We start from the raw sequence: 16445 nt of genomic DNA, 5'->3' as shown, positions 1-16445 counted from the left end.
CCATGAAAATTGAGATCAAGAAGATCGGCAATTCAGACGGACTGCTGCTGCCGCGCGAATTGATGCAGCGGCTCGATCTCAAGCGCGGGCAGCAATTGCACATCGTGGAATTGCCCGGCGGTGGCTTCCAGGCGCTGCCTTACGATCCCGATTTCGAGCGGACGATGGAAATCGCCGACGAGGTGATGGACAAGTATCGCGACACGCTCGCGGCGCTTGCGAAGTAGTCGGCCATGCAATGAGCGATCCTCAGGAGCCGCTCTGGATCACTTACGAGCAGGCCGTCGCCATTCACAGCCGGCAACTCCGACGCTTCGGAGGCGCGCCTGGACTGCGTGACGAAGGCATGTTGCGGTCGGCGCTCGATCGCCCGATCAACAAATGGCGCTACGAGCAGGCGCCGTTGGACGAGCTTGCCGCAGCCTATGCATTCGGGCTCGCGAAGAACCATGCATTCGTCGACGGAAACAAGCGCATCGCCTTCATGGCGATGATGGTCTTCCTTCGCAAGAATGGCGTGGCGTTCAGTCCCGATCCGGCGGAAGCGACAACCATCATCCTCTCTCTCGCCGCCGGCGAAGTCAGCGAGCAGAGCCTCACGCGCTGGATCCGCGACAATTGGGATTCCAAATGACCCGATTTGCGGGAAAACTGCGCAGCTGTGCCGTTGCCCTGCCCAAAGGTTTAAGGTATCCCAGCCCGAGAATTCGACTTTCGACTGGGGACAATCCATGGCTGACCATAGCGAAGTGGCGTACACCACTGCCGACGGCAACGACTACGTTGCCCACGAGCAGACCTACGAGGGCTTCATCAAGCTGGTGAAGTACGGCACGGCCTCGGTCGCGCTCATCGTGATCCTGATGGCGATCTTCCTCACCTGATCCATCGCCTGGTGCACCGCCAGCGTCGTCGGTGCTCATAAAATTTGCATTCAAGCCGGTGCCAAAACCGGTATCCAACGTTGCGGGAGTGACGCTAAGTTTGCGTGCGCGCTTTTTCCCGCGCCGCCGGAGGGCCTATGAAGATTGCCGTTGCCAAGGAAATCGATCCGTCGGAGCCGCGTGTTGCCGCTTCGCCTGATACGGTGAAGAAGTTCAAGGCGCTGGGCGCCGAAATCGCCGTCGAGCCGGGTGCCGGCATCAAGTCGGGCCTGCCGGATTCCGAATTCACCGCCGTGGGCGCCACCGTCAGCACTGACGCGCTCAAGGACGCCGACATCATCATCAAGGTGAAACGCCCCGAGGCCTCCGAGCTTTCGCAGTACAAGCGCGGCGCGCTCGTCGTCGCCATCATGGACCCTTACGGCAACGAGGCCGCGCTGAAGACGATCGCTGATGCCGGCGTTGCCGCCTTCGCGATGGAATTGATGCCGCGCATCACCCGCGCGCAAGTGATGGACGTGTTGTCCTCGCAGGCGAATCTCGCCGGCTACCGCGCCGTGATCGAGGGCGCCGAGGCCTTCGGCCGCGCTTTCCCGATGATGATGACCGCCGCCGGCACCGTGCCCGCCGCCAAGGTGTTCGTGATGGGCGTCGGCGTTGCCGGTCTCCAGGCGATCGCGACCGCGCGCCGTCTCGGCGCGGTCGTCACCGCGACCGACGTGCGGCCCGCGACCAAGGAGCAGGTGGAATCGCTCGGTGCGAAATTCCTTGCTGTCGAGGACGAGGAGTTCAAGAACGCGCAGACCGCCGGCGGCTACGCCAAGGAAATGTCGAAAGAGTACCAGGCCAAGCAGGCCGCGCTCACCGCCGAGCACATCAAGAAGCAGGACATCGTGATCACGACCGCGCTGATTCCGGGCCGGCCGGCGCCGAAGCTCGTCAGCGCCGACATGGTCAGGTCGATGAAGCCTGGGTCGGTGCTGGTCGATCTCGCGGTCGAGCGCGGCGGCAATGTCGAGGGTGCCAAGCCCGGCGAGGTCGTCGATCTCGATGGCATCAAGATCGTCGGCTACACCAACGTCGCCGGCCGCGTCGCGGCGTCGGCTTCCAGCCTCTATGCCCGCAATCTGTTCTCCTTCATCGAGACCATGGTCGACAAGAAGGAGAAGAAGCTCGCCGTGAACTGGGACGACGAGCTCGTCAAGGCCACCGCCCTGACCAAGGACGGCGCCGTGATCCACCCGAACTTCCAGCCGAAGGTTTAAGGAGAGCCGTCATGGAGCATGCTGCACAGGTCGTCGACCCCTTCATCTTCCGGCTGTCGATTTTCGTTCTCGCCGTCTTCGTCGGCTACTTCGTGGTGTGGTCGGTGACGCCGGCGCTGCACACGCCGCTGATGAGCGTGACCAACGCGATCTCCTCGGTGATCGTGGTCGGTGCGCTGCTTGCCGGCGGCGTCGCCAACGTTTCGAGCGGCTCGGGTTGGGCCCGCGCCTTCGGCTTCGTTGCGCTGATCTTTGCCTGCATCAACATCTTCGGCGGCTTCCTTGTCACCCAGCGCATGCTGGCGATGTACAAGAAGAAGTCGAAGTAAGCGGCCACCTCGGGCTGATGGGATCAATGGGGACCTGAGATGAGCGCCAACCTCTCTGCATTTCTGTATCTCGTGGCGGGAGTGCTGTTCATCCTGTCGCTGCGCGGGTTGTCGAGCCCGGCTTCGTCGCGCCAGGGCAACCTGTTCGGCATGATCGGCATGGCGATCGCGGTCGCCACCACGCTTGCCAACCATCCGCCGGCCGACGGGCTCGCCTGGGTGCTGGTGATTGTCGGCATCGCGATCGGCGCTGCGATCGGCGCGGTGATCGCCCGTCGCGTGCCGATGACCTCGATGCCGGAGCTGGTCGCCGCCTTCCACTCGCTGGTCGGCATGGCCGCGGTGCTGGTCGCCGCCGGCGCGTTCTATGCGCCCGAAGCCTTCGACATTGGCACCCCCGGCAACATCCATCCGCAGAGCCTGGTCGAGATGTCGCTCGGCGTCGCCATCGGCGCGCTGACCTTCACCGGCTCGGTCATCGCGTTCCTGAAGCTGTCCGCGCGGATGAGCGGCGCACCGATCATCCTGCCCGCCCGTCACATCATCAACATCGCGATTGCGGTGGCGCTGGTGTTCTTCATCGTCCGCCTGGTCCTCACCGGCGGCGCGCTCGACTTCTGGCTGATCGTCATCCTCGCCCTGGCGCTCGGCGTGCTCATGATCATCCCGATCGGCGGCGCCGACATGCCGGTCGTGATCTCGATGCTGAACTCCTACTCCGGCTGGGCCGCGGCCGGCATCGGCTTCACGCTCGGCAATTCCGCACTGATCATCACCGGCGCGCTGGTCGGCTCCTCGGGCGCGATCCTGTCCTACATCATGTGCCATGCGATGAACCGGTCCTTCATCTCGGTCATCCTCGGCGGCTTCGGCGGTGAGACTGCTGCGGCCGGCGGCGGCACCGGTGAGCAGAAGCCGGCCAAGCTCGGCTCGGCGGACGATGCCGCCTTCATCATGAAGAACGCCTCCAAGGTCATCATCGTGCCCGGCTACGGCATGGCGGTGGCGCAGGCCCAGCACGCGCTGCGCGAAATGGCCGACATCCTGAAGAAGGAAGGCGTCGAGGTGAAATACGCCATTCACCCGGTCGCCGGCCGCATGCCCGGCCACATGAACGTGCTGCTCGCCGAAGCCAACGTGCCCTATGACGAGGTTTTCGAGCTGGAGGACATCAACTCCGAGTTTGCGCAGGCCGACATCGCCTTCGTGATCGGCGCCAACGACGTCACTAATCCTGCGGCGGAAGAGGACAAATCTTCGCCGATCTACGGCATGCCGGTGCTCCAGGTCTGGAAGGCCGGCACCGTGATGTTCATCAAGCGCTCGCTCGCCTCCGGCTATGCCGGCATCGACAATCCGCTGTTCTACCGCGACAACACCATGATGCTGCTCGGCGACGCCAAGAAGGTCACCGAGAACATCGTCAAGGCGATGTAATGGGGAAGGGACCGTGGCCATCAACAAGGAATGGCACCGGTCCCATCCCATGCCGCCCAAGGCGACGCGCGAGCAGCGCATCGCTTGGCACGCTGCCCACAAGGCGGCGTGCGGCTGTCGCGACGTTCCGGCGAGTCTGCGCCCTGACGTCATGAAATTGCTGCGGAGCCGTCGCAAGCCCTAGCTTCAATCGGGGGCGGGCCGTGCCATGATGACCATCGTCAAGTGGATCGCCATCGTTCTCGTGACCGTCTATTGCGCCGGTCTCCTCGTGCTGTATGTCCGCCAGCGCGAGATGCTGTTTCCGATCCCGCCTGTCGGTCGCACCGCCCCCGATGCCGCGGGCCTGCCCGAGGCGGAAGAGCACATCCTGACCACGTCGGACGGCGAGAAGGTCATCGTCTGGCACGTGCCGGCGAAGGCTGGCCGCCCCGTGATCCTTTTCTTTCCCGGCAACGGCGATTTTCTCGCCGGCCGCGTCAGCCGTTTCAAGGCGATGACCGCCGACGGCACCGGCCTCGTTGCCCTGTCCTATCGCGGCTATGCCGGCTCGAGCGGGATGCCGAGCGAACAGGGGCTGCTGTACGATGCTGCGGCCGCTTATGCCTTCACCACCGCGCGCTATGGAGCGGAACGAATCGTCGCCTGGGGCTTCTCTCTGGGGACGGGCGTGGCGGTTGCCATCGCCTCGGAACATCGCGTTGGAAAGCTCATTCTGGAGGCGCCTTATACATCGACCGTCGACGTTGCGGCTTCGTCGTTCTGGTTCGTTCCGGTCCGCCTTCTGATGCGCGATCCGTTCCATTCGGATCAGCGCATGGCGCGCGTCACGGTGCCGCTGCTTGTCATGCATGGCACCAATGACCTTGCCATTTCGATCATCTTCGGAGAGCGTTTGTTCGCACTCGCCCATGAGCCCAAACGGTTCGTTCGCATGGTGGGCGGCGGGCACGACGATCTCGATCAGTATGGCGCGATCGAAACGGCGAGAGGCTTCATTGGCGGCTGACAGCTTGGTTAAACGTTACGTTCCCGCACTCGCTGTCTCCTGCTTGACGCTTCTGCCGCAGAATGCATTTGCCGCAACCGGACTTGATGGCGCGGCGATGCGCTGGCCCTATGCGCTGCCCTTTGCCGGCCTGTTGCTGTCGATCGCACTGGGGCCGCTGCTGTTTGCAAAATTCTGGCACCATCATTACGGCAAGATCGCTGCTGCATGGTCGCTGCTGGCGCTCGCCTCGCTCCTCGTCTTCGCCGGCAGCATGGCGACGCTGGCAGCGCTCGTTCACGCCATCCTCGCCGAATATCTCGGCTTCATCGTCCTGCTGTTCGCGCTCTATGTCGTGGCCGGCGGCATCCTCATCACCGGCGACATCAAGGCCACGCCGGCGACCAATGTGGGCATCCTTGCACTTGGCACGTTCGGGGCGAGTGTCGTCGGCACCACGGGTGCCGCGATGATCCTGATCCGCCCCTTGCTCCGCGCCAACCGGCTGCGGCGCCACAACACCCATGTCGTCATCTTCTTCATCATCCTGGTTGCCAATGTCGGCGGCGCGCTGAGCCCGCTTGGCGATCCCCCGCTGTTCGTCGGTTTCCTGCACGGCGTCGACTTCTTCTGGACCACGCGGGCCATCTGGTTGCAGACCGTGATCGTGGCCGGGCTGCTGCTCGCGATCTTCATCGCCATCGACGTCTGGCGCTTCCGGAGCGAGCCGCCGCCCGATGACACCGGCCCCGCGCAGCCGGTCCGCATCCGCGGCCTCGTCAACCTGGTGCTGATCGCGGCCATCGTCGCGAGCCTCCTCGCCTCGGCGATGTGGAAGCCCGGCATTGCGTTCGACGTTCTCGGCACCAAGCTGGAGCTGGAGGACGTCGTCCGCAATCTGGTGTTGCTGGCAATTGCGGCGCTGTCGGTGTGGCTGACGCCCGATGAGCACAGGCAAGCCAACGGCTTCACCTGGGAGCCGATCCGCGAGGTTGCCAAACTGTTCGCAGGGATCTTTGTCGCCATCATCCCGGTCATTGCCATGCTCAATGCCGGCCACCACGGTGCGTTCGCCTGGCTGCTGTCGGCCGTGACGGAGCCGAACGGCGCACCGCGCGAGGTCGCCTATTTCTGGTTCACCGGCCTGATGTCGGCATTCCTCGACAATGCGCCGACATATCTGTTGTTCTTCGAGCTCGCCGGCGGCGACCCGCAGGTGCTGATGCATGAGCTCTCTGGCACGCTCGCTTCGATCTCCATGGGGGCGGTCTACATGGGTGCGCTCACCTACATCGGCAACGCGCCGAACTTCATGGTGAGCAGCATTGCCAGCGAGAACGGCATCGAGATGCCGAGCTTCTTCGGCTATCTCCTGCGCGCGGGTGCCGTGCTGATTCCTCTGTTCCTGCTGCTGACGTTCCTGCCGGTCGCACCGATCCTGCACTGGCATTGAATCTGGCGCCTGATTTGATACTGCTCATTCAAGCAACTGGAAGCGGTGGATGAGCGCACATAGCCCGATGCCCCGGTCGGCCTGGATCTTCCCGGCGCTGGCCGTGCTGTTGTTCGCAGCCGTCAGCGCGACGGGTTATGTGTTCACGCTGTCGTTTGGCGGGCTCGTCTTCGCCATCGTCCTTCTGGTTATTCTGTTCGGCACGGTGTTCGCCGCGGTTCATCATGCCGAGGTGATCGCGGAGCGGGTGGGCGAACCCTATGGCACGCTGGTGCTGACGCTCTCGGTGACCGTCATCGAGGTGGCGCTGATCACCACGATCATGCTGGGCGACAAGCCGGCCCCGGCACTGGCCCGCGACACCGTGTTCGCCGTGGTCATGATCGTCTGCAACGGCCTCGTCGGCCTCTGCATCTTCATCGGCGGCCTGCGCTATCGCGAGCAAGGTTTTCAGCTGTCCGGCGCCAACGTCTATCTCAGCGTGCTGTTCGCGCTCGCGACCATCACGCTGATCCTGCCGAACTACACCACCACCACGCCGGGCCCGGTCTATTCCGCGGTTCAGCTCGGCTTCGTCGACGTCGTCACGCTCGCGCTGTACGGCGTCTTTCTCTATACCCAGACCGTCCTGCACAAGGATTACTTCGTTCATGAACGGGCGGAGGGCAAGGGCGGGGAGGTACACCTGTCGGCCGGGGTGCTCGCGCTCACCGTGGCGCTGCTCCTGGTCTCGCTTCTCGCGGTCGTGCTGCTGGCCAAGAAATTCTCGCTGGTGGTCGATGCCGTGGGCGCCAGGATCGGCGCGCCGCCGGCCTTTGCCGGCCTTCTGGTTGCGCTGTTGATCCTGATGCCCGAGGGCGTCGCGGCCATCGGAGCGGCGCGCAAGAACGATCTCCAGAAGAGCATCAACCTTGCGCTCGGCTCGTCGCTGGCGACCATTGGTCTGACGATTCCTGCCGTCGGCGTCGCCACCTACGCGCTCGACAAAGAGCTCGAACTCGGCCTCAGCGCCCAGGGCAGCGTGCTTTTGCTGCTGACCTTCTTCCTGAGCATGCTGACCTTCGGCACGGGCAGGACCAATGTCCTGTTCGGCCTGGTCCATATGGTGGTATTTGCCGTCTACGTGTTCATGGTTTTCGTGCCCTGAAGCGCGGTCGCGCTTCAGGCTATTGTTTCAGCATGATCTTTCCGGAAAACCGCTCCACACTTTTCCGGATCATGCTGTGAGGAGAATCCCAATGCTTGCCGCCAAGTCCGAGATTCAGGTCGACAACGAAGAGGTCCGGGTGACGGAATGGCGGCTTGCCCCGGGCAGCGCGACCGGCCATCACACCCACGGGATGGACTATGTGATTGTTCCGGTCGTTGCCGGCGAGATGACCATCGTGGCGCCCAATGGCGAAAGGTCCAAGGCGCAGCTTGCCGCCGGGAAATCCTATTTCCGCAAGGCCGGCGTCCAGCATGACGTACTTAACGAAACCTCAACTGAGATCGTGTTCCTTGAAATTGAGCTGAAACGCTAGGGTCGCGCCACCGTTGCCATCGATCCGTCGCAGTTGATCCCTCACAATGCCCTAAAGTTCCCGCATCAGGTCGCGCGGGGAGTGTGGTCGGAATGCTGAAATACCTCGCAAAAATTTCGATGGATATTTTCCCCTCGGTGCTCGCGACGATCATCGGGGCCTACATCGTTAATCATTACATCAACGCCAAGCCGGCCGCCGACACCCCAGCCGCCGTGACCGCGCCCGCCCAGACCGGCAGCGACGGCAAGTCCACCGATACCGCCAACCTTCCCGCTCCCGGCGTCAAGGCCAAGGGCATCCCCGAGAAGAGCGTCACAGACAAGGCGGCGGTCGAGAAGCCTGCCGATCATCCCCCGGCCGCCGAGACCAAGGCCGCAGACGTGGCCCCCGCTGAGACGGGCCCGCGCGGCCGTCCCTCTGCCCGCGACAAGGCCGCGGCGAAATCCGCGCCGGCTGCTTCTGCTCCCGTGGTTGAGGCCAATTCGGCCCCGACGGCGGCTTCCCCGGCCCCCGATGCCAACGATCTGGCGCGTGCTGCGATCGAGCGTCTGCGCAAGTCGCCCGAGGGCAAGGCTGCCGAAGCCAGGTCGTCCGAAGCCAGGTCGTCCGAAGCCAGAGCATCTGAAACCAAGCCGGCCGAGGCTCGCGCCTCGGATTCCAAGCCGGCCGAGCGGCCGGCAGAGCCTGCGGTGCGGGACGCCGCCCGCACGCCGGACGCCCCGCGGGTCGTGAATGTGGAGCCGTCTCCGGTCCGTCCGCTGCCGCCGCCGATCAATGTCTCGACGCCTTCACCCGAGGCTTATGGCAATGGGGGCTCCAATCCGCCCTACACGGCCTCGATCGGCAACGACGATCCGAATCGGGTGACGCCGCCGGCCGACATTCCCGTGCCGGTCATCGCACCGCCGCTCGACCTGCGTGCCGATGCGGGCGCCGCCCTGCCGCGGCTGAAGAAGACCAATGTCGCCGACGAGATGCTGTCGGGCATGAAGTCGATGTTCAACGCCGTTCTGCCGAAGAGCGCCACCCCCGACTAAGACTGCGCTCAGGCTGCGCCAAGCCGTCAGCCGCCGACGCGGGCGAGGCCGCTGCGGGCGGCTTCGTCGCGTGGACGAAGTGCAACCGCCTTGGTGTAGGACGCCGCCGCCTTGGCCTTGTCGCCCAGCCGCTCATAGGCCTGTCCGCGCGCGGTCCAGACCTGGGCGTTGTGCGGATCGGCCTCGGAGGCTTCATCGAGATCGGCTGCGGCCTCCTTGACCTTGCCGAGCGCGAGATAGCTGTTGGCGCGGCCGAGCAGCGGCTCGGACTTTTGCGGGTTGAGCCCGCTCGCGGTGCTGAAATCGGCGATTGCGAAGTCGTGCTGGTTCTTGCCCTGGTAGATCAGGGCGCGGCCATAAAGTGCCTGCGCATTGTAGGGATCGAGCCCGACGGCGCGATTGAATTCGTCGAGCGCTGCCGCGGTCTCGCCTGACTTGGCCAGGGACTGGGCCTTTACGGTGTGGGCCTGAGCTTCGGTGACGTTGCCGGCGCTCACCGCGCTCTCGACGGGCGCGGCCGCCTTGGGGGCTTCCTGCGGCTTGTCCTTCTCCGGGAGCAGCGATCCGAGATCGAATGAGCAGCCGCAGAGCGCGATCCCCATCGCGGCCAGCGCGAGCGGCTGCCGCCAGATCTGGCGTAGCCGCGGCAAGCCACGCTCGGGGAAAGGAGAGGCCATCTACGGTTCGCTCGCGCTAGAGCATGATCCGGAAAAGTGTGAAGCGGTTTTCCGAAGAGATCATGCTCAAACAACAAACTAAAGCGCGATGCTAATTCGTCCTAGAGCATGATCCGGAAAAGTGTGCAGCGATTTTCCGAAAAGATCATGCTCAAACAATAGCCTAAAGCGCGATGACGATTCTTCCTGATCTCATCTCGCTTTGGTCTCATCGCGTTTCAGCGCCGCATCGGTAGTGCCCATCCCAGAATGGCACCGCTCACAAACAATAACGCGGGCCAATGGCCCGCGTCATCGATAACTGAAGGCTTGCTAAATCAGGTCAGCGCGGGCCGCGCGGACCTGCACCGGGGCCGCCACGACCGCCGCGATCACCACCCGGGCCGGCGCCGAACACCGGCTTCGGCTTCATCGGCAGCAGGCCTTCGCGCTGCAGCTTCTTGCGAGCCAGCTTGCGCGCGCGCCGCACGGCTTCGGCCTTTTCGCGGGCCTTCTTCTCGGAGGGCTTCTCGTAATGACCGCGGAGCTTCATCTCGCGGAAAATTCCCTCGCGCTGCATCTTCTTCTTCAGCGCCTTGAGGGCTTGATCGACATTGTTATCGCGAACGAGAACCTGCACGCGGCATCCTCTTCAGGTGGATCGGATTTGAAATCTGGTAAGTCAAAGGGGATGGCGAAAACGCGCAAGCCCTTAACCTTGAGCGCGCGGATGTACCAGACAAAACCGGAGATGTCCACCGGCCAAGCAGGTTTTCGGGCCAAGTTCGGCCATTAAATGCGGCGAAAATACCTCCATGCGGCCCCGATTTGGGCGGTTTGACGCCGAGGAAGAGGCCGCGACCGGAGCTTTGTTCCGGAATCTTTGCAATGAGGGGACCACAATGGACATGAAAAAATGCGCCGCCGAAGCCATCGGCACCTTCTGGCTTACATTCGCGGGCTGCGGAAGCGCGGTGATCGCCGCCGGCTTCCCCCAGGTCGGCATCGGCCTCGTCGGCGTCTCCTTCGCCTTCGGACTGAGCGTGGTCACCATGGCCTATGCGATCGGCCACATCTCGGGCTGCCATCTCAACCCGGCCGTCACGGTCGGTCTGGCCGCCGGTGGCCGCTTTCCGGCGGGCCAGATCCTGCCTTACGTGATCGCCCAGGTGGTGGGCGCGATCGTCGCCGCGTGGCTGCTCTATCTCATCGCCAGCGGGGCACCCGGCTTCGATGTCAGCAAGGGCTTTGCCTCCAACGGCTATGACGCGCATTCGCCTGGCCAGTACAGCATGATCGTGTGCTTCCTCACTGAGGTGGTGATGACCATGATGTTCCTGTTCATCATCATGGGTGCCACCCATGGCCGCGCGCCGGCGGGTTTCGCACCGCTCGCGATCGGGCTCGCGCTGGTGATGATCCATCTCGTCAGCATTCCCGTCACCAACACCTCGGTGAACCCGGCGCGCAGCACCGGCCCGGCATTGTTCGTCGGCGGCTGGGCGCTGTCGCAGCTCTGGCTGTTCTGGGTTGCACCGCTGATCGGCGGTGCGCTGGGCGGGGTGATCTATCGCTGGCTTAGCGAGGAGCCCACCGGCGTAGTCGCGGGCGTGAAGACGGCGTGATCGCAAGGCGGGATCGCTGCCAGAGCATGATTCGGACCCAAAAGTCCGCGTTAGCGAAAAGTGTGAAGCGGTTTTCCGAAAGGATCATGCTCAAACACTAATCGCGGCTGCGGTCCCGCTACTTGCCTGTGGTGGGGCGCACTTCGGTGACGTGGCCCATCTTGCGGCCGGGGCGCGGCGCGCCCTTGCCGTAGATGTGCACGGTCGCGCCCGGCACGCTCAGCCACTTTTCGTAATCGTTGATCTCATCGCCGATCAGGTTCGTCATGGTGACGACGTCGCCGTGGCGCACGGGCTTGCCGAGCGGCCAGCCGGCGATGGCGCGGATGTGCTGTTCGAACTGCGAGACGGAGGCGCCATCGAGCGTCCAGTGCCCGGAATTGTGCACGCGCGGGGCGATCTCGTTGACCAGCACCTTCGGTCCGGTGCCATTGGCGAGCACGAACATCTCGACGCCGAGCACGCCGACATAGTCGAGCGCGCTTGCGATCTTGCTGGCGATGCTGCGCGCTTCCTCGGCGAGCGCATCCGGGATCGTCGCGGGCGCGCGCGATATCTTCAGGATGTGGTCGCGGTGCTCGTTCTCGGTGACGTCGAAGCACTCGACCTGGCCCGTGGCCGCGCGCGCGGCAATCACGGAGATCTCGCGCTCGTACGGCACAAAGGCCTCCAGGATCGCCGATTTGGTGGCGAGGCTGGTCCATGCTTTCGCGATGTCGTCGCCCTCGCGGATGATGGCCTGGCCCTTGCCGTCATAGCCGAAGCGGCGGGTTTTCAGCACGGCCGGAAGGCCGATCCTGGCGATCGCCTCGCGCAGCGACGCGACCGAGGTGACATCGGCATAAGCGGCGGTGCCGATCCCGAGCCGCGTCACGAAATCCTTCTCGGCGAGCCGGTCCTGGGTGGTCTCGAGGATCTTGCGGTTGGGCAGCACCGGGCGGCGCGCGTCCAGCACCATCGCGGCGGCGGCCGGCACGTTCTCGAATTCGTAGGTGATGACATTGACGTCGCTCGCGAACAGCTCCAGCGCTTCGACATCGGCATATTCGGCGCAGGTCGCGTTCAGCACGACGTCGAAGGCCGGCGAGTCCGGATCTGGCGAGAAGACCTGGCAGCGCAGGCCGAGCCGCGCCGCGGCCATGGCCAGCATCCGGCCCAATTGTCCGCCGCCGAGGATTCCGATGGTGTCACCGGGCTTCAGCTTCACGTGCCTGGTGTCAGTCACGCCTTGTCCTCCGGGCGCTCGGCGACCGCCTCAGTTTGCGCCTTGCGCCAGGCGGCGAGGCGATCGGACAAGGCCGGGTCGGACAATGCCAGCACGGCGGCTGCCAGCAGCGCGGCGTTGATCGCGCCGGCCTTGCCGATGGCGAGGGTGCCGACCGGGATACCCGCTGGCATCTGGACGATCGAATAGAGCGAATCGACGCCCTTGAGCGTCTTGGATTCGACGGGAACGCCGAATACCGGGAGTTCCGTCAGCGCCGCCGCCATGCCGGGCAGATGTGCGGCGCCACCGGCGCCGGCGATGATGACCTTGTAACCCGCGGTCTTGGCACCCTTGGCGAAAGCAAACAGCCGGTCGGGAGTGCGGTGGGCCGAGACGACGCGGCTGTCGGCGGCAATGCCGAGCGCATCAAGCGTGTCGGCGGCATGCCGCATCGTGTCCCAGTCCGACTGGCTTCCCATGATGATGGCGATCGGCGCGGTCATGACGTCAATTGTGCCCGGAAAAACAGAAAGATAGGCCAGATTAACGGTTCCGGCCGGCGGCTCGCAAGGCGGTGGCAAGGAGAAGGGAATCCACTATCCTGTCTTGGTGAATCCCCGCAAGCCTTCATTGAGCAGGATGCCCATGAAGAAACCAAAAAGGGCTAGCGCTGCGAAGGCCAAAGAGGGCCCGAAGACCAGCACCGGCCGATCCAATGCCGCCCCCAAACGGCTGACCAAGCGCCCGGCAAAGCCGCCGCGGCGCGCCACGGCGGGCGATAATGGAGCCAAGGACAATTTCAGGGCGACAATCCGGGACTTGCGGACCAAGCTCAAGGAGGCGCAGCGCCGGGTCGCGGAACTGGAAGCTGCGGCCGACACCGATTTCCTGCTCGAGATTCCCAACCGGCGTGGCTTCGAACGCGAGCTCGCGCGCGCCATCGCCTATATGAAGCGCTACCGCGCCAGCGGGGCGCTGATCGTGCTCGACGTCGATCGGCTGAAGCCGATCAACGATTCCTTCGGCCATGCCGCTGGCGACGAGGTGCTCAAGGCGATTGTCGCCACGTTGACGCGACAGGTCCGCGCCTCCGACGTGGTCGGCCGGCTCGGGGGGCGACGAGTTCGCGCTGCTGCTCTGGAATCTCAGCGAGACCGATGCCAAGGCGAAGGCTGCGGCCCTGGAGCAGGCGATCGACGAATTGTCCTTCGTCTTCCGCGGCCAACACGTGGCCGCGGGCGCCTCCGCGGGCGTCGCCTTGCTCGGTCCCCACTCCGACGCAGGCCGCGCCCTGGAAGAAGCCGATGCCGCCATGTACGTGCGCAAGGCGCAGCGCCGGCACGAGCTGCGGATCAGGCTGGTCAGCAGCGAGCGCTAATTTAGAGGGTCGCGAGATCTTCGGGCACGTTGCCGAATTTGCGCAGCAGCGTCGCGTCCCCGAATTCGCCAGTCATGGGATCGCCCCTGCGGCTGAACGCGACCGCGCCGATGTGGCCGGCCCCGTGAGCCAATATCTCCGCGCGCCGCAACGCGGCGGCCGAGGTCTGGCATTCCTCGGCAGTTCCCGCGACCGGCGAGCCGTCGGCATCGATCAAGAAGGGCATTGCAACGTAGTAGGTCACATCCGACATGGCGTTGCTCCAATGATGAACTCAGGCGGCGCTGCTCTTGCTCCGTATCTTGCTGCGCGAGGTCTCCGGAATGCAGCCGGCGGAAATCGCCGCCTGCAATTCCTCCAGCTCGGCTTCCAGATATTCGTTGGCCATGATCAGCGCCTTGATGGTGCTGCGCAGATTGCCGTCGCACATCGCGATCGCCTGATCGCAGGCCTGTTCATAATGGCTGTTGTCGAGAAGGGGCGTTGCCGACATCTGCGTTGTCCTTCTGCCTTATCTTGGCGTTTCCTGGGTCGCTGGGATCTCTCGAATGTTCCTATTTTGTTCTTTTCGAGTCAAGCGGATTCAGATCCGGCGAGCGGCCGCGAAAGACCGGCTCAGGGCTCAGGCGATGATGTCGGGGGTAATCTGGTCTTCGATGAACGCGATGCGGTCGCGCAACAACAGCTTGCGCTTCTTGAGCCGCTGTAGCCGCAATAGGTCGGGGGCGGGCGATTGATGCAACGCATCGATCGCCGCATCGAGATCTCGGTGTTCCTGCTGCAACCGGGTGAGCTCGGCTTCGAGCTCACGCTCATCTTCATTGGTCATGTCTGCGGTGGCCGAAAACCGAAAGGCGTGAGATCTGGGCTGTGGATGCCCTGTGGAAATTATCGTCCTTGCGCAGCGTGACCGCAAGCGATCTGCGACCCTCGCTCGCCGATCTCCCGCAACATATTTCTGCGAGGAGCTGCGGCGTTGCGCAGGCGCATTGATATCATGGATTTTTCCCGCGTGGTTCCCTTAGTCACGCTTCGTTACATATGAACTTTCGAAAATGACGCTGCGACGACGGATACCCATCGACAGGACGAATCGGTGATGTAGACTTGCTTGTCCGGATCGAATCCTGAGGTTCAACCCTACCGAGGAGGTTTCGAATGACAATTCAGGCACATCTCGTTGAATTGGAACGGAAGCACAAACTTCTCGAAAACGAATTGCACGAAGCTCTCGTGCACCTTTCAACAGACGACCTGCAAATTGTTGAGTTGAAGCGCCGGAAGTTGATGGTCAAGGACCAGATCGAGCGTCTGAAGCAAGGCGACACGCTCCACTAGTAAACCCCGTAACAGTGTAGAGTTGATCACATCCTTCGCAGGGGTGAGAGCCTTCGTGCCCATCCCTGCTGCAAGGTGCACGCCGCGCAAGATCTTTGCGCGGCGCTAGTTTTGTTTGGACGCGTTGTCTTGACGCGAACCGGTATCCACTTCGCTCGTGAACCTCTAGATGTCGGCGAGCTCGGCGACGTGATCGGCGATCGCGAGCGACGACGTCAATCCCGGCGATTCGATGCCGAACAGATTGATCAGCCCTGCCACGCCGTGATCGCGCGGGCCTTGCATCAAAAAGTCCTGTGTGGCCACAGCTGGTGGCACGATCTTCGGGCGGATACCCGAATAGCTCGGCATCAGCGCGCCATCGGGCAGCGTCGGCCAGTATTTGCGGATCGCCGGGTAGAAGCGCTCGGCGCGTGAGGGGTCGACCTCGTAGTTGATCGTCTCGATCCATTCGACGTCGGGCCCGAAACGCGCCTGCCCTGCCATATCCAGGGTCAGATGGACCCCTAACCCGCCGGGTTCGGGCACCGGATAGATCAGGCGCGAGAACGGCGCCTTGGCGTTGCAGCTGAAGTAGTTTCCCTTGGCGAGATAGGCCGGCGGAATCCGGTCCAGCGGCATGCCGTCGATGTTGCGCGCTACATTCGTCGCCGACAGCCCCGCGGCGTTGACGAGAAGGTCGCATTGCAGCGTCATCGGTGCCTCGCCGCCGGCATCGATCTCGATGAAGCCGCCGGCCGCCTTGGCGCGGATCAGCGGAGTGTGAAACGCGAAGGCGGCGCCGGCGTCCTCGGCTTCGCCGCGCAGCGACAGCATGTAGGCGTGGCTGTCGATGATGCCGGTTGACGGTGACAGCAGCGCAGCATCGCAGGCGAGCGCCGGCTCCAGCGCGCGTGCGGCCTCGCCCGAGAGCAGCTGCATGTCGAGCACGCCGTTGGCTTCGGCATGCGCCTTGATCGATTGAAGCTTCTCGGTCTCCTTCGGGCTGGTCGCGACGATCAGCTTGCCGCAATTTCTGTGCGGGATGCCGCGCTCGGCGCAGTAGCGGTACAGCGCGTGCTTGCCGGCAACGCACATGTGCGCCATCCAGCTCCCGGCGCGGTAGTAAATGCCGGCATGGATCACCTCGCTGTTGCGCGAGGAGGTGATGGTTCCAATGGCCTCGGACTCCTCGAGCACGATCACCTCGCGCCCGGCCTGCGCGAGCTTTCGGGCCACCGCGAGACCGACCACGCCGGCTCCGATGACGACGCAGTCGACCCTATCCATGGTTGTTCAGGATGTCCGCTGGAAGCGCCGGTGGCATCAGGCCCGGGAGCGGC

At 63.9% G+C, this 16445-nt stretch carries 21 protein-coding genes and 1 pseudogene; 14 read left to right on the top strand and 8 right to left on the bottom strand.

The genetic code is table 11. The features are described from left to right. The first annotated feature begins 2 nt into the window (after window positions 1-2). The 11 genes from ACVIIV_RS02245 (at window position 3) to ACVIIV_RS02195 (ending at window position 8919) form a co-directional block, all read left to right on the top strand. Window positions 3-227, top strand: a complete 225-nt coding sequence (locus ACVIIV_RS02245; RefSeq protein WP_027545558.1) for an AbrB/MazE/SpoVT family DNA-binding domain-containing protein — start codon at window positions 3-5, stop codon at window positions 225-227. 11 nt (window positions 228-238) lie between these two features. Then, window positions 239-634 (top strand): type II toxin-antitoxin system death-on-curing family toxin, encoded by a 396-nt coding sequence (locus tag ACVIIV_RS02240; protein ID WP_456742706.1) that lies wholly within the window; start codon window positions 239-241, stop codon window positions 632-634. Between the two features lie 97 nt (window positions 635-731). Continuing rightward, complete coding sequence (locus ACVIIV_RS02235; protein ID WP_008136857.1) at window positions 732-884, top strand: aa3-type cytochrome c oxidase subunit IV; 153 nt, start codon at window positions 732-734, stop codon at window positions 882-884. A gap of 137 nt (window positions 885-1021) precedes the next feature. Next, window positions 1022-2149, top strand: coding sequence for a Re/Si-specific NAD(P)(+) transhydrogenase subunit alpha (locus ACVIIV_RS02230; RefSeq protein WP_456742705.1), 1128 nt, complete (start codon window positions 1022-1024; stop codon window positions 2147-2149). Between the two features lie 11 nt (window positions 2150-2160). Further along, entirely contained in the window at window positions 2161-2478 is a 318-nt protein-coding gene (locus ACVIIV_RS02225; RefSeq protein ID WP_014492434.1) for a proton-translocating transhydrogenase family protein, read from the top strand. Window positions 2479-2517: 39 nt separating this feature from the next. Next, complete coding sequence (locus tag ACVIIV_RS02220; RefSeq protein WP_456742704.1) at window positions 2518-3915, top strand: NAD(P)(+) transhydrogenase (Re/Si-specific) subunit beta; 1398 nt, start codon at window positions 2518-2520, stop codon at window positions 3913-3915. 211 nt (window positions 3916-4126) lie between these two features. Beyond that, on the top strand, window positions 4127-4924 hold the full coding sequence (locus tag ACVIIV_RS02215; RefSeq protein WP_456748651.1) for an alpha/beta hydrolase: 798 nt from the start codon (window positions 4127-4129) through the stop codon (window positions 4922-4924). Window positions 4925-5021: 97 nt separating this feature from the next. Beyond that, window positions 5022-6356: a sodium:proton antiporter gene (locus ACVIIV_RS02210; protein ID WP_456748650.1), complete on the top strand. Its 1335-nt coding sequence runs from the start codon at window positions 5022-5024 to the stop codon at window positions 6354-6356. A 49-nt stretch (window positions 6357-6405) separates the two neighbouring features. Continuing rightward, window positions 6406-7503: a calcium:proton antiporter gene (locus tag ACVIIV_RS02205; protein WP_456742703.1), complete on the top strand. Its 1098-nt coding sequence runs from the start codon at window positions 6406-6408 to the stop codon at window positions 7501-7503. A gap of 91 nt (window positions 7504-7594) precedes the next feature. After that, the gene (locus ACVIIV_RS02200; protein WP_027573134.1) at window positions 7595-7879 is read left to right on the top strand and encodes a cupin domain-containing protein; all 285 of its coding nucleotides are present in this window, start codon (window positions 7595-7597) and stop codon (window positions 7877-7879) included. 92 nt (window positions 7880-7971) lie between these two features. Beyond that, window positions 7972-8919, top strand: a complete 948-nt coding sequence (locus ACVIIV_RS02195; RefSeq protein ID WP_456742702.1) for a hypothetical protein — start codon at window positions 7972-7974, stop codon at window positions 8917-8919. A 26-nt stretch (window positions 8920-8945) separates the two neighbouring features. Here the strand turns inward: ACVIIV_RS02195 and ACVIIV_RS02190 are convergent, their stop codons facing one another. Together ACVIIV_RS02190 and rpsU are read right to left on the bottom strand one after the other, a co-directional pair. Continuing rightward, window positions 8946-9596, bottom strand: coding sequence for a tetratricopeptide repeat protein (locus tag ACVIIV_RS02190; RefSeq protein ID WP_456742701.1), 651 nt, complete (start codon window positions 9594-9596; stop codon window positions 8946-8948). Window positions 9597-9918: 322 nt separating this feature from the next. Beyond that, window positions 9919-10215: a 30S ribosomal protein S21 gene (gene rpsU / locus ACVIIV_RS02185; protein ID WP_008546194.1), complete on the bottom strand. Its 297-nt coding sequence runs from the start codon at window positions 10213-10215 to the stop codon at window positions 9919-9921. Between the two features lie 262 nt (window positions 10216-10477). Here rpsU and aqpZ point away from each other — a divergent pair, with 262 nt between their 5' ends. Further along, window positions 10478-11200 carry an aquaporin Z gene (gene aqpZ, locus ACVIIV_RS02180; RefSeq protein WP_456742700.1) on the top strand — a complete coding sequence of 241 codons (723 nt, stop codon included), beginning with the start codon at window positions 10478-10480 and terminating at the stop codon, window positions 11198-11200. 118 nt (window positions 11201-11318) lie between these two features. Here aqpZ and ACVIIV_RS02175 read toward each other — a convergent pair whose 3' ends face one another. Both ACVIIV_RS02175 and purE read right to left on the bottom strand, forming a co-directional pair. Beyond that, window positions 11319-12425, bottom strand: coding sequence for a 5-(carboxyamino)imidazole ribonucleotide synthase (locus ACVIIV_RS02175; RefSeq protein WP_456742699.1), 1107 nt, complete (start codon window positions 12423-12425; stop codon window positions 11319-11321). After that, window positions 12422-12910 (bottom strand): 5-(carboxyamino)imidazole ribonucleotide mutase, encoded by a 489-nt coding sequence (gene purE, locus ACVIIV_RS02170; RefSeq protein WP_456742698.1) that lies wholly within the window; start codon window positions 12908-12910, stop codon window positions 12422-12424. Before purE ends, ACVIIV_RS02175 begins: the two co-directional genes overlap by 4 nt. A 142-nt stretch (window positions 12911-13052) precedes the next feature. Here purE and ACVIIV_RS02165 point away from each other — a divergent pair. Beyond that, window positions 13053-13785, top strand: a pseudogene (locus ACVIIV_RS02165) (GGDEF domain-containing protein). Between the two features lies 1 nt (window position 13786). On the opposite strand, the gene ACVIIV_RS02160 reads toward ACVIIV_RS02165, so the two are convergent. The 3 genes from ACVIIV_RS02160 to ACVIIV_RS02150 form a co-directional block, all read right to left on the bottom strand. After that, complete coding sequence (locus tag ACVIIV_RS02160) at window positions 13787-14038, bottom strand: hypothetical protein (RefSeq protein ID WP_456742697.1); 252 nt, start codon at window positions 14036-14038, stop codon at window positions 13787-13789. A 21-nt stretch (window positions 14039-14059) separates the two neighbouring features. Next, on the bottom strand, window positions 14060-14278 hold the full coding sequence (locus tag ACVIIV_RS02155; RefSeq protein ID WP_456742696.1) for a hypothetical protein: 219 nt from the start codon (window positions 14276-14278) through the stop codon (window positions 14060-14062). A 129-nt stretch (window positions 14279-14407) separates the two neighbouring features. Further along, complete coding sequence (locus ACVIIV_RS02150) at window positions 14408-14614, bottom strand: YdcH family protein (RefSeq protein WP_008546179.1); 207 nt, start codon at window positions 14612-14614, stop codon at window positions 14408-14410. A gap of 329 nt (window positions 14615-14943) precedes the next feature. On the opposite strand from ACVIIV_RS02150, the gene ACVIIV_RS02145 reads away from it, so the two are divergent. Then, on the top strand, window positions 14944-15123 hold the full coding sequence (locus ACVIIV_RS02145) for a YdcH family protein (RefSeq protein ID WP_025034152.1): 180 nt from the start codon (window positions 14944-14946) through the stop codon (window positions 15121-15123). 165 nt (window positions 15124-15288) lie between these two features. Here ACVIIV_RS02145 and ACVIIV_RS02140 read toward each other — a convergent pair whose 3' ends face one another. Next, on the bottom strand, window positions 15289-16392 hold the full coding sequence (locus tag ACVIIV_RS02140; RefSeq protein ID WP_456742695.1) for an NAD(P)/FAD-dependent oxidoreductase: 1104 nt from the start codon (window positions 16390-16392) through the stop codon (window positions 15289-15291). Between the last annotated feature and the right edge of the window lie 53 nt (window positions 16393-16445).

The sequence above is a fragment of the Bradyrhizobium sp. USDA 4354 genome (assembly GCF_054060315.1).
The sequence above is the reverse complement of the archived record's forward strand: the minus strand, read 5'-3'. Positions and strand labels throughout refer to the sequence as shown.

What these genes read in the sequence shown, in the direction of transcription:
- ACVIIV_RS02245 (WP_027545558.1), top strand. Translation starts at nt 3, where the DNA reads ATGAAAATTGAGATCAAGAAGATCGGCAATTCAGACGGACTGCTGCTG.
- ACVIIV_RS02240 (WP_456742706.1), top strand. Translation starts at nt 239, where the DNA reads ATGAGCGATCCTCAGGAGCCGCTCTGGATCACTTACGAGCAGGCCGTC.
- ACVIIV_RS02235 (WP_008136857.1), top strand. Translation starts at nt 732, where the DNA reads ATGGCTGACCATAGCGAAGTGGCGTACACCACTGCCGACGGCAACGAC.
- ACVIIV_RS02230 (WP_456742705.1), top strand. Translation starts at nt 1,022, where the DNA reads ATGAAGATTGCCGTTGCCAAGGAAATCGATCCGTCGGAGCCGCGTGTT.
- ACVIIV_RS02225 (WP_014492434.1), top strand. Translation starts at nt 2,161, where the DNA reads ATGGAGCATGCTGCACAGGTCGTCGACCCCTTCATCTTCCGGCTGTCG.
- ACVIIV_RS02220 (WP_456742704.1), top strand. Translation starts at nt 2,518, where the DNA reads ATGAGCGCCAACCTCTCTGCATTTCTGTATCTCGTGGCGGGAGTGCTG.
- ACVIIV_RS02215 (WP_456748651.1), top strand. Translation starts at nt 4,127, where the DNA reads ATGACCATCGTCAAGTGGATCGCCATCGTTCTCGTGACCGTCTATTGC.
- ACVIIV_RS02210 (WP_456748650.1), top strand. Translation starts at nt 5,022, where the DNA reads ATGCGCTGGCCCTATGCGCTGCCCTTTGCCGGCCTGTTGCTGTCGATC.
- ACVIIV_RS02205 (WP_456742703.1), top strand. Translation starts at nt 6,406, where the DNA reads ATGAGCGCACATAGCCCGATGCCCCGGTCGGCCTGGATCTTCCCGGCG.
- ACVIIV_RS02200 (WP_027573134.1), top strand. Translation starts at nt 7,595, where the DNA reads ATGCTTGCCGCCAAGTCCGAGATTCAGGTCGACAACGAAGAGGTCCGG.
- ACVIIV_RS02195 (WP_456742702.1), top strand. Translation starts at nt 7,972, where the DNA reads ATGCTGAAATACCTCGCAAAAATTTCGATGGATATTTTCCCCTCGGTG.
- ACVIIV_RS02190 (WP_456742701.1), bottom strand. Translation starts at nt 9,596, where the DNA reads ATGGCCTCTCCTTTCCCCGAGCGTGGCTTGCCGCGGCTACGCCAGATC.
- aqpZ (WP_456742700.1), top strand. Translation starts at nt 10,478, where the DNA reads ATGGACATGAAAAAATGCGCCGCCGAAGCCATCGGCACCTTCTGGCTT.
- purE (WP_456742698.1), bottom strand. Translation starts at nt 12,910, where the DNA reads ATGACCGCGCCGATCGCCATCATCATGGGAAGCCAGTCGGACTGGGAC.
- ACVIIV_RS02160 (WP_456742697.1), bottom strand. Translation starts at nt 14,038, where the DNA reads ATGTCGGATGTGACCTACTACGTTGCAATGCCCTTCTTGATCGATGCC.
- ACVIIV_RS02155 (WP_456742696.1), bottom strand. Translation starts at nt 14,278, where the DNA reads ATGTCGGCAACGCCCCTTCTCGACAACAGCCATTATGAACAGGCCTGC.
- ACVIIV_RS02150 (WP_008546179.1), bottom strand. Translation starts at nt 14,614, where the DNA reads ATGACCAATGAAGATGAGCGTGAGCTCGAAGCCGAGCTCACCCGGTTG.
- ACVIIV_RS02145 (WP_025034152.1), top strand. Translation starts at nt 14,944, where the DNA reads ATGACAATTCAGGCACATCTCGTTGAATTGGAACGGAAGCACAAACTT.
- ACVIIV_RS02140 (WP_456742695.1), bottom strand. Translation starts at nt 16,392, where the DNA reads ATGGATAGGGTCGACTGCGTCGTCATCGGAGCCGGCGTGGTCGGTCTC.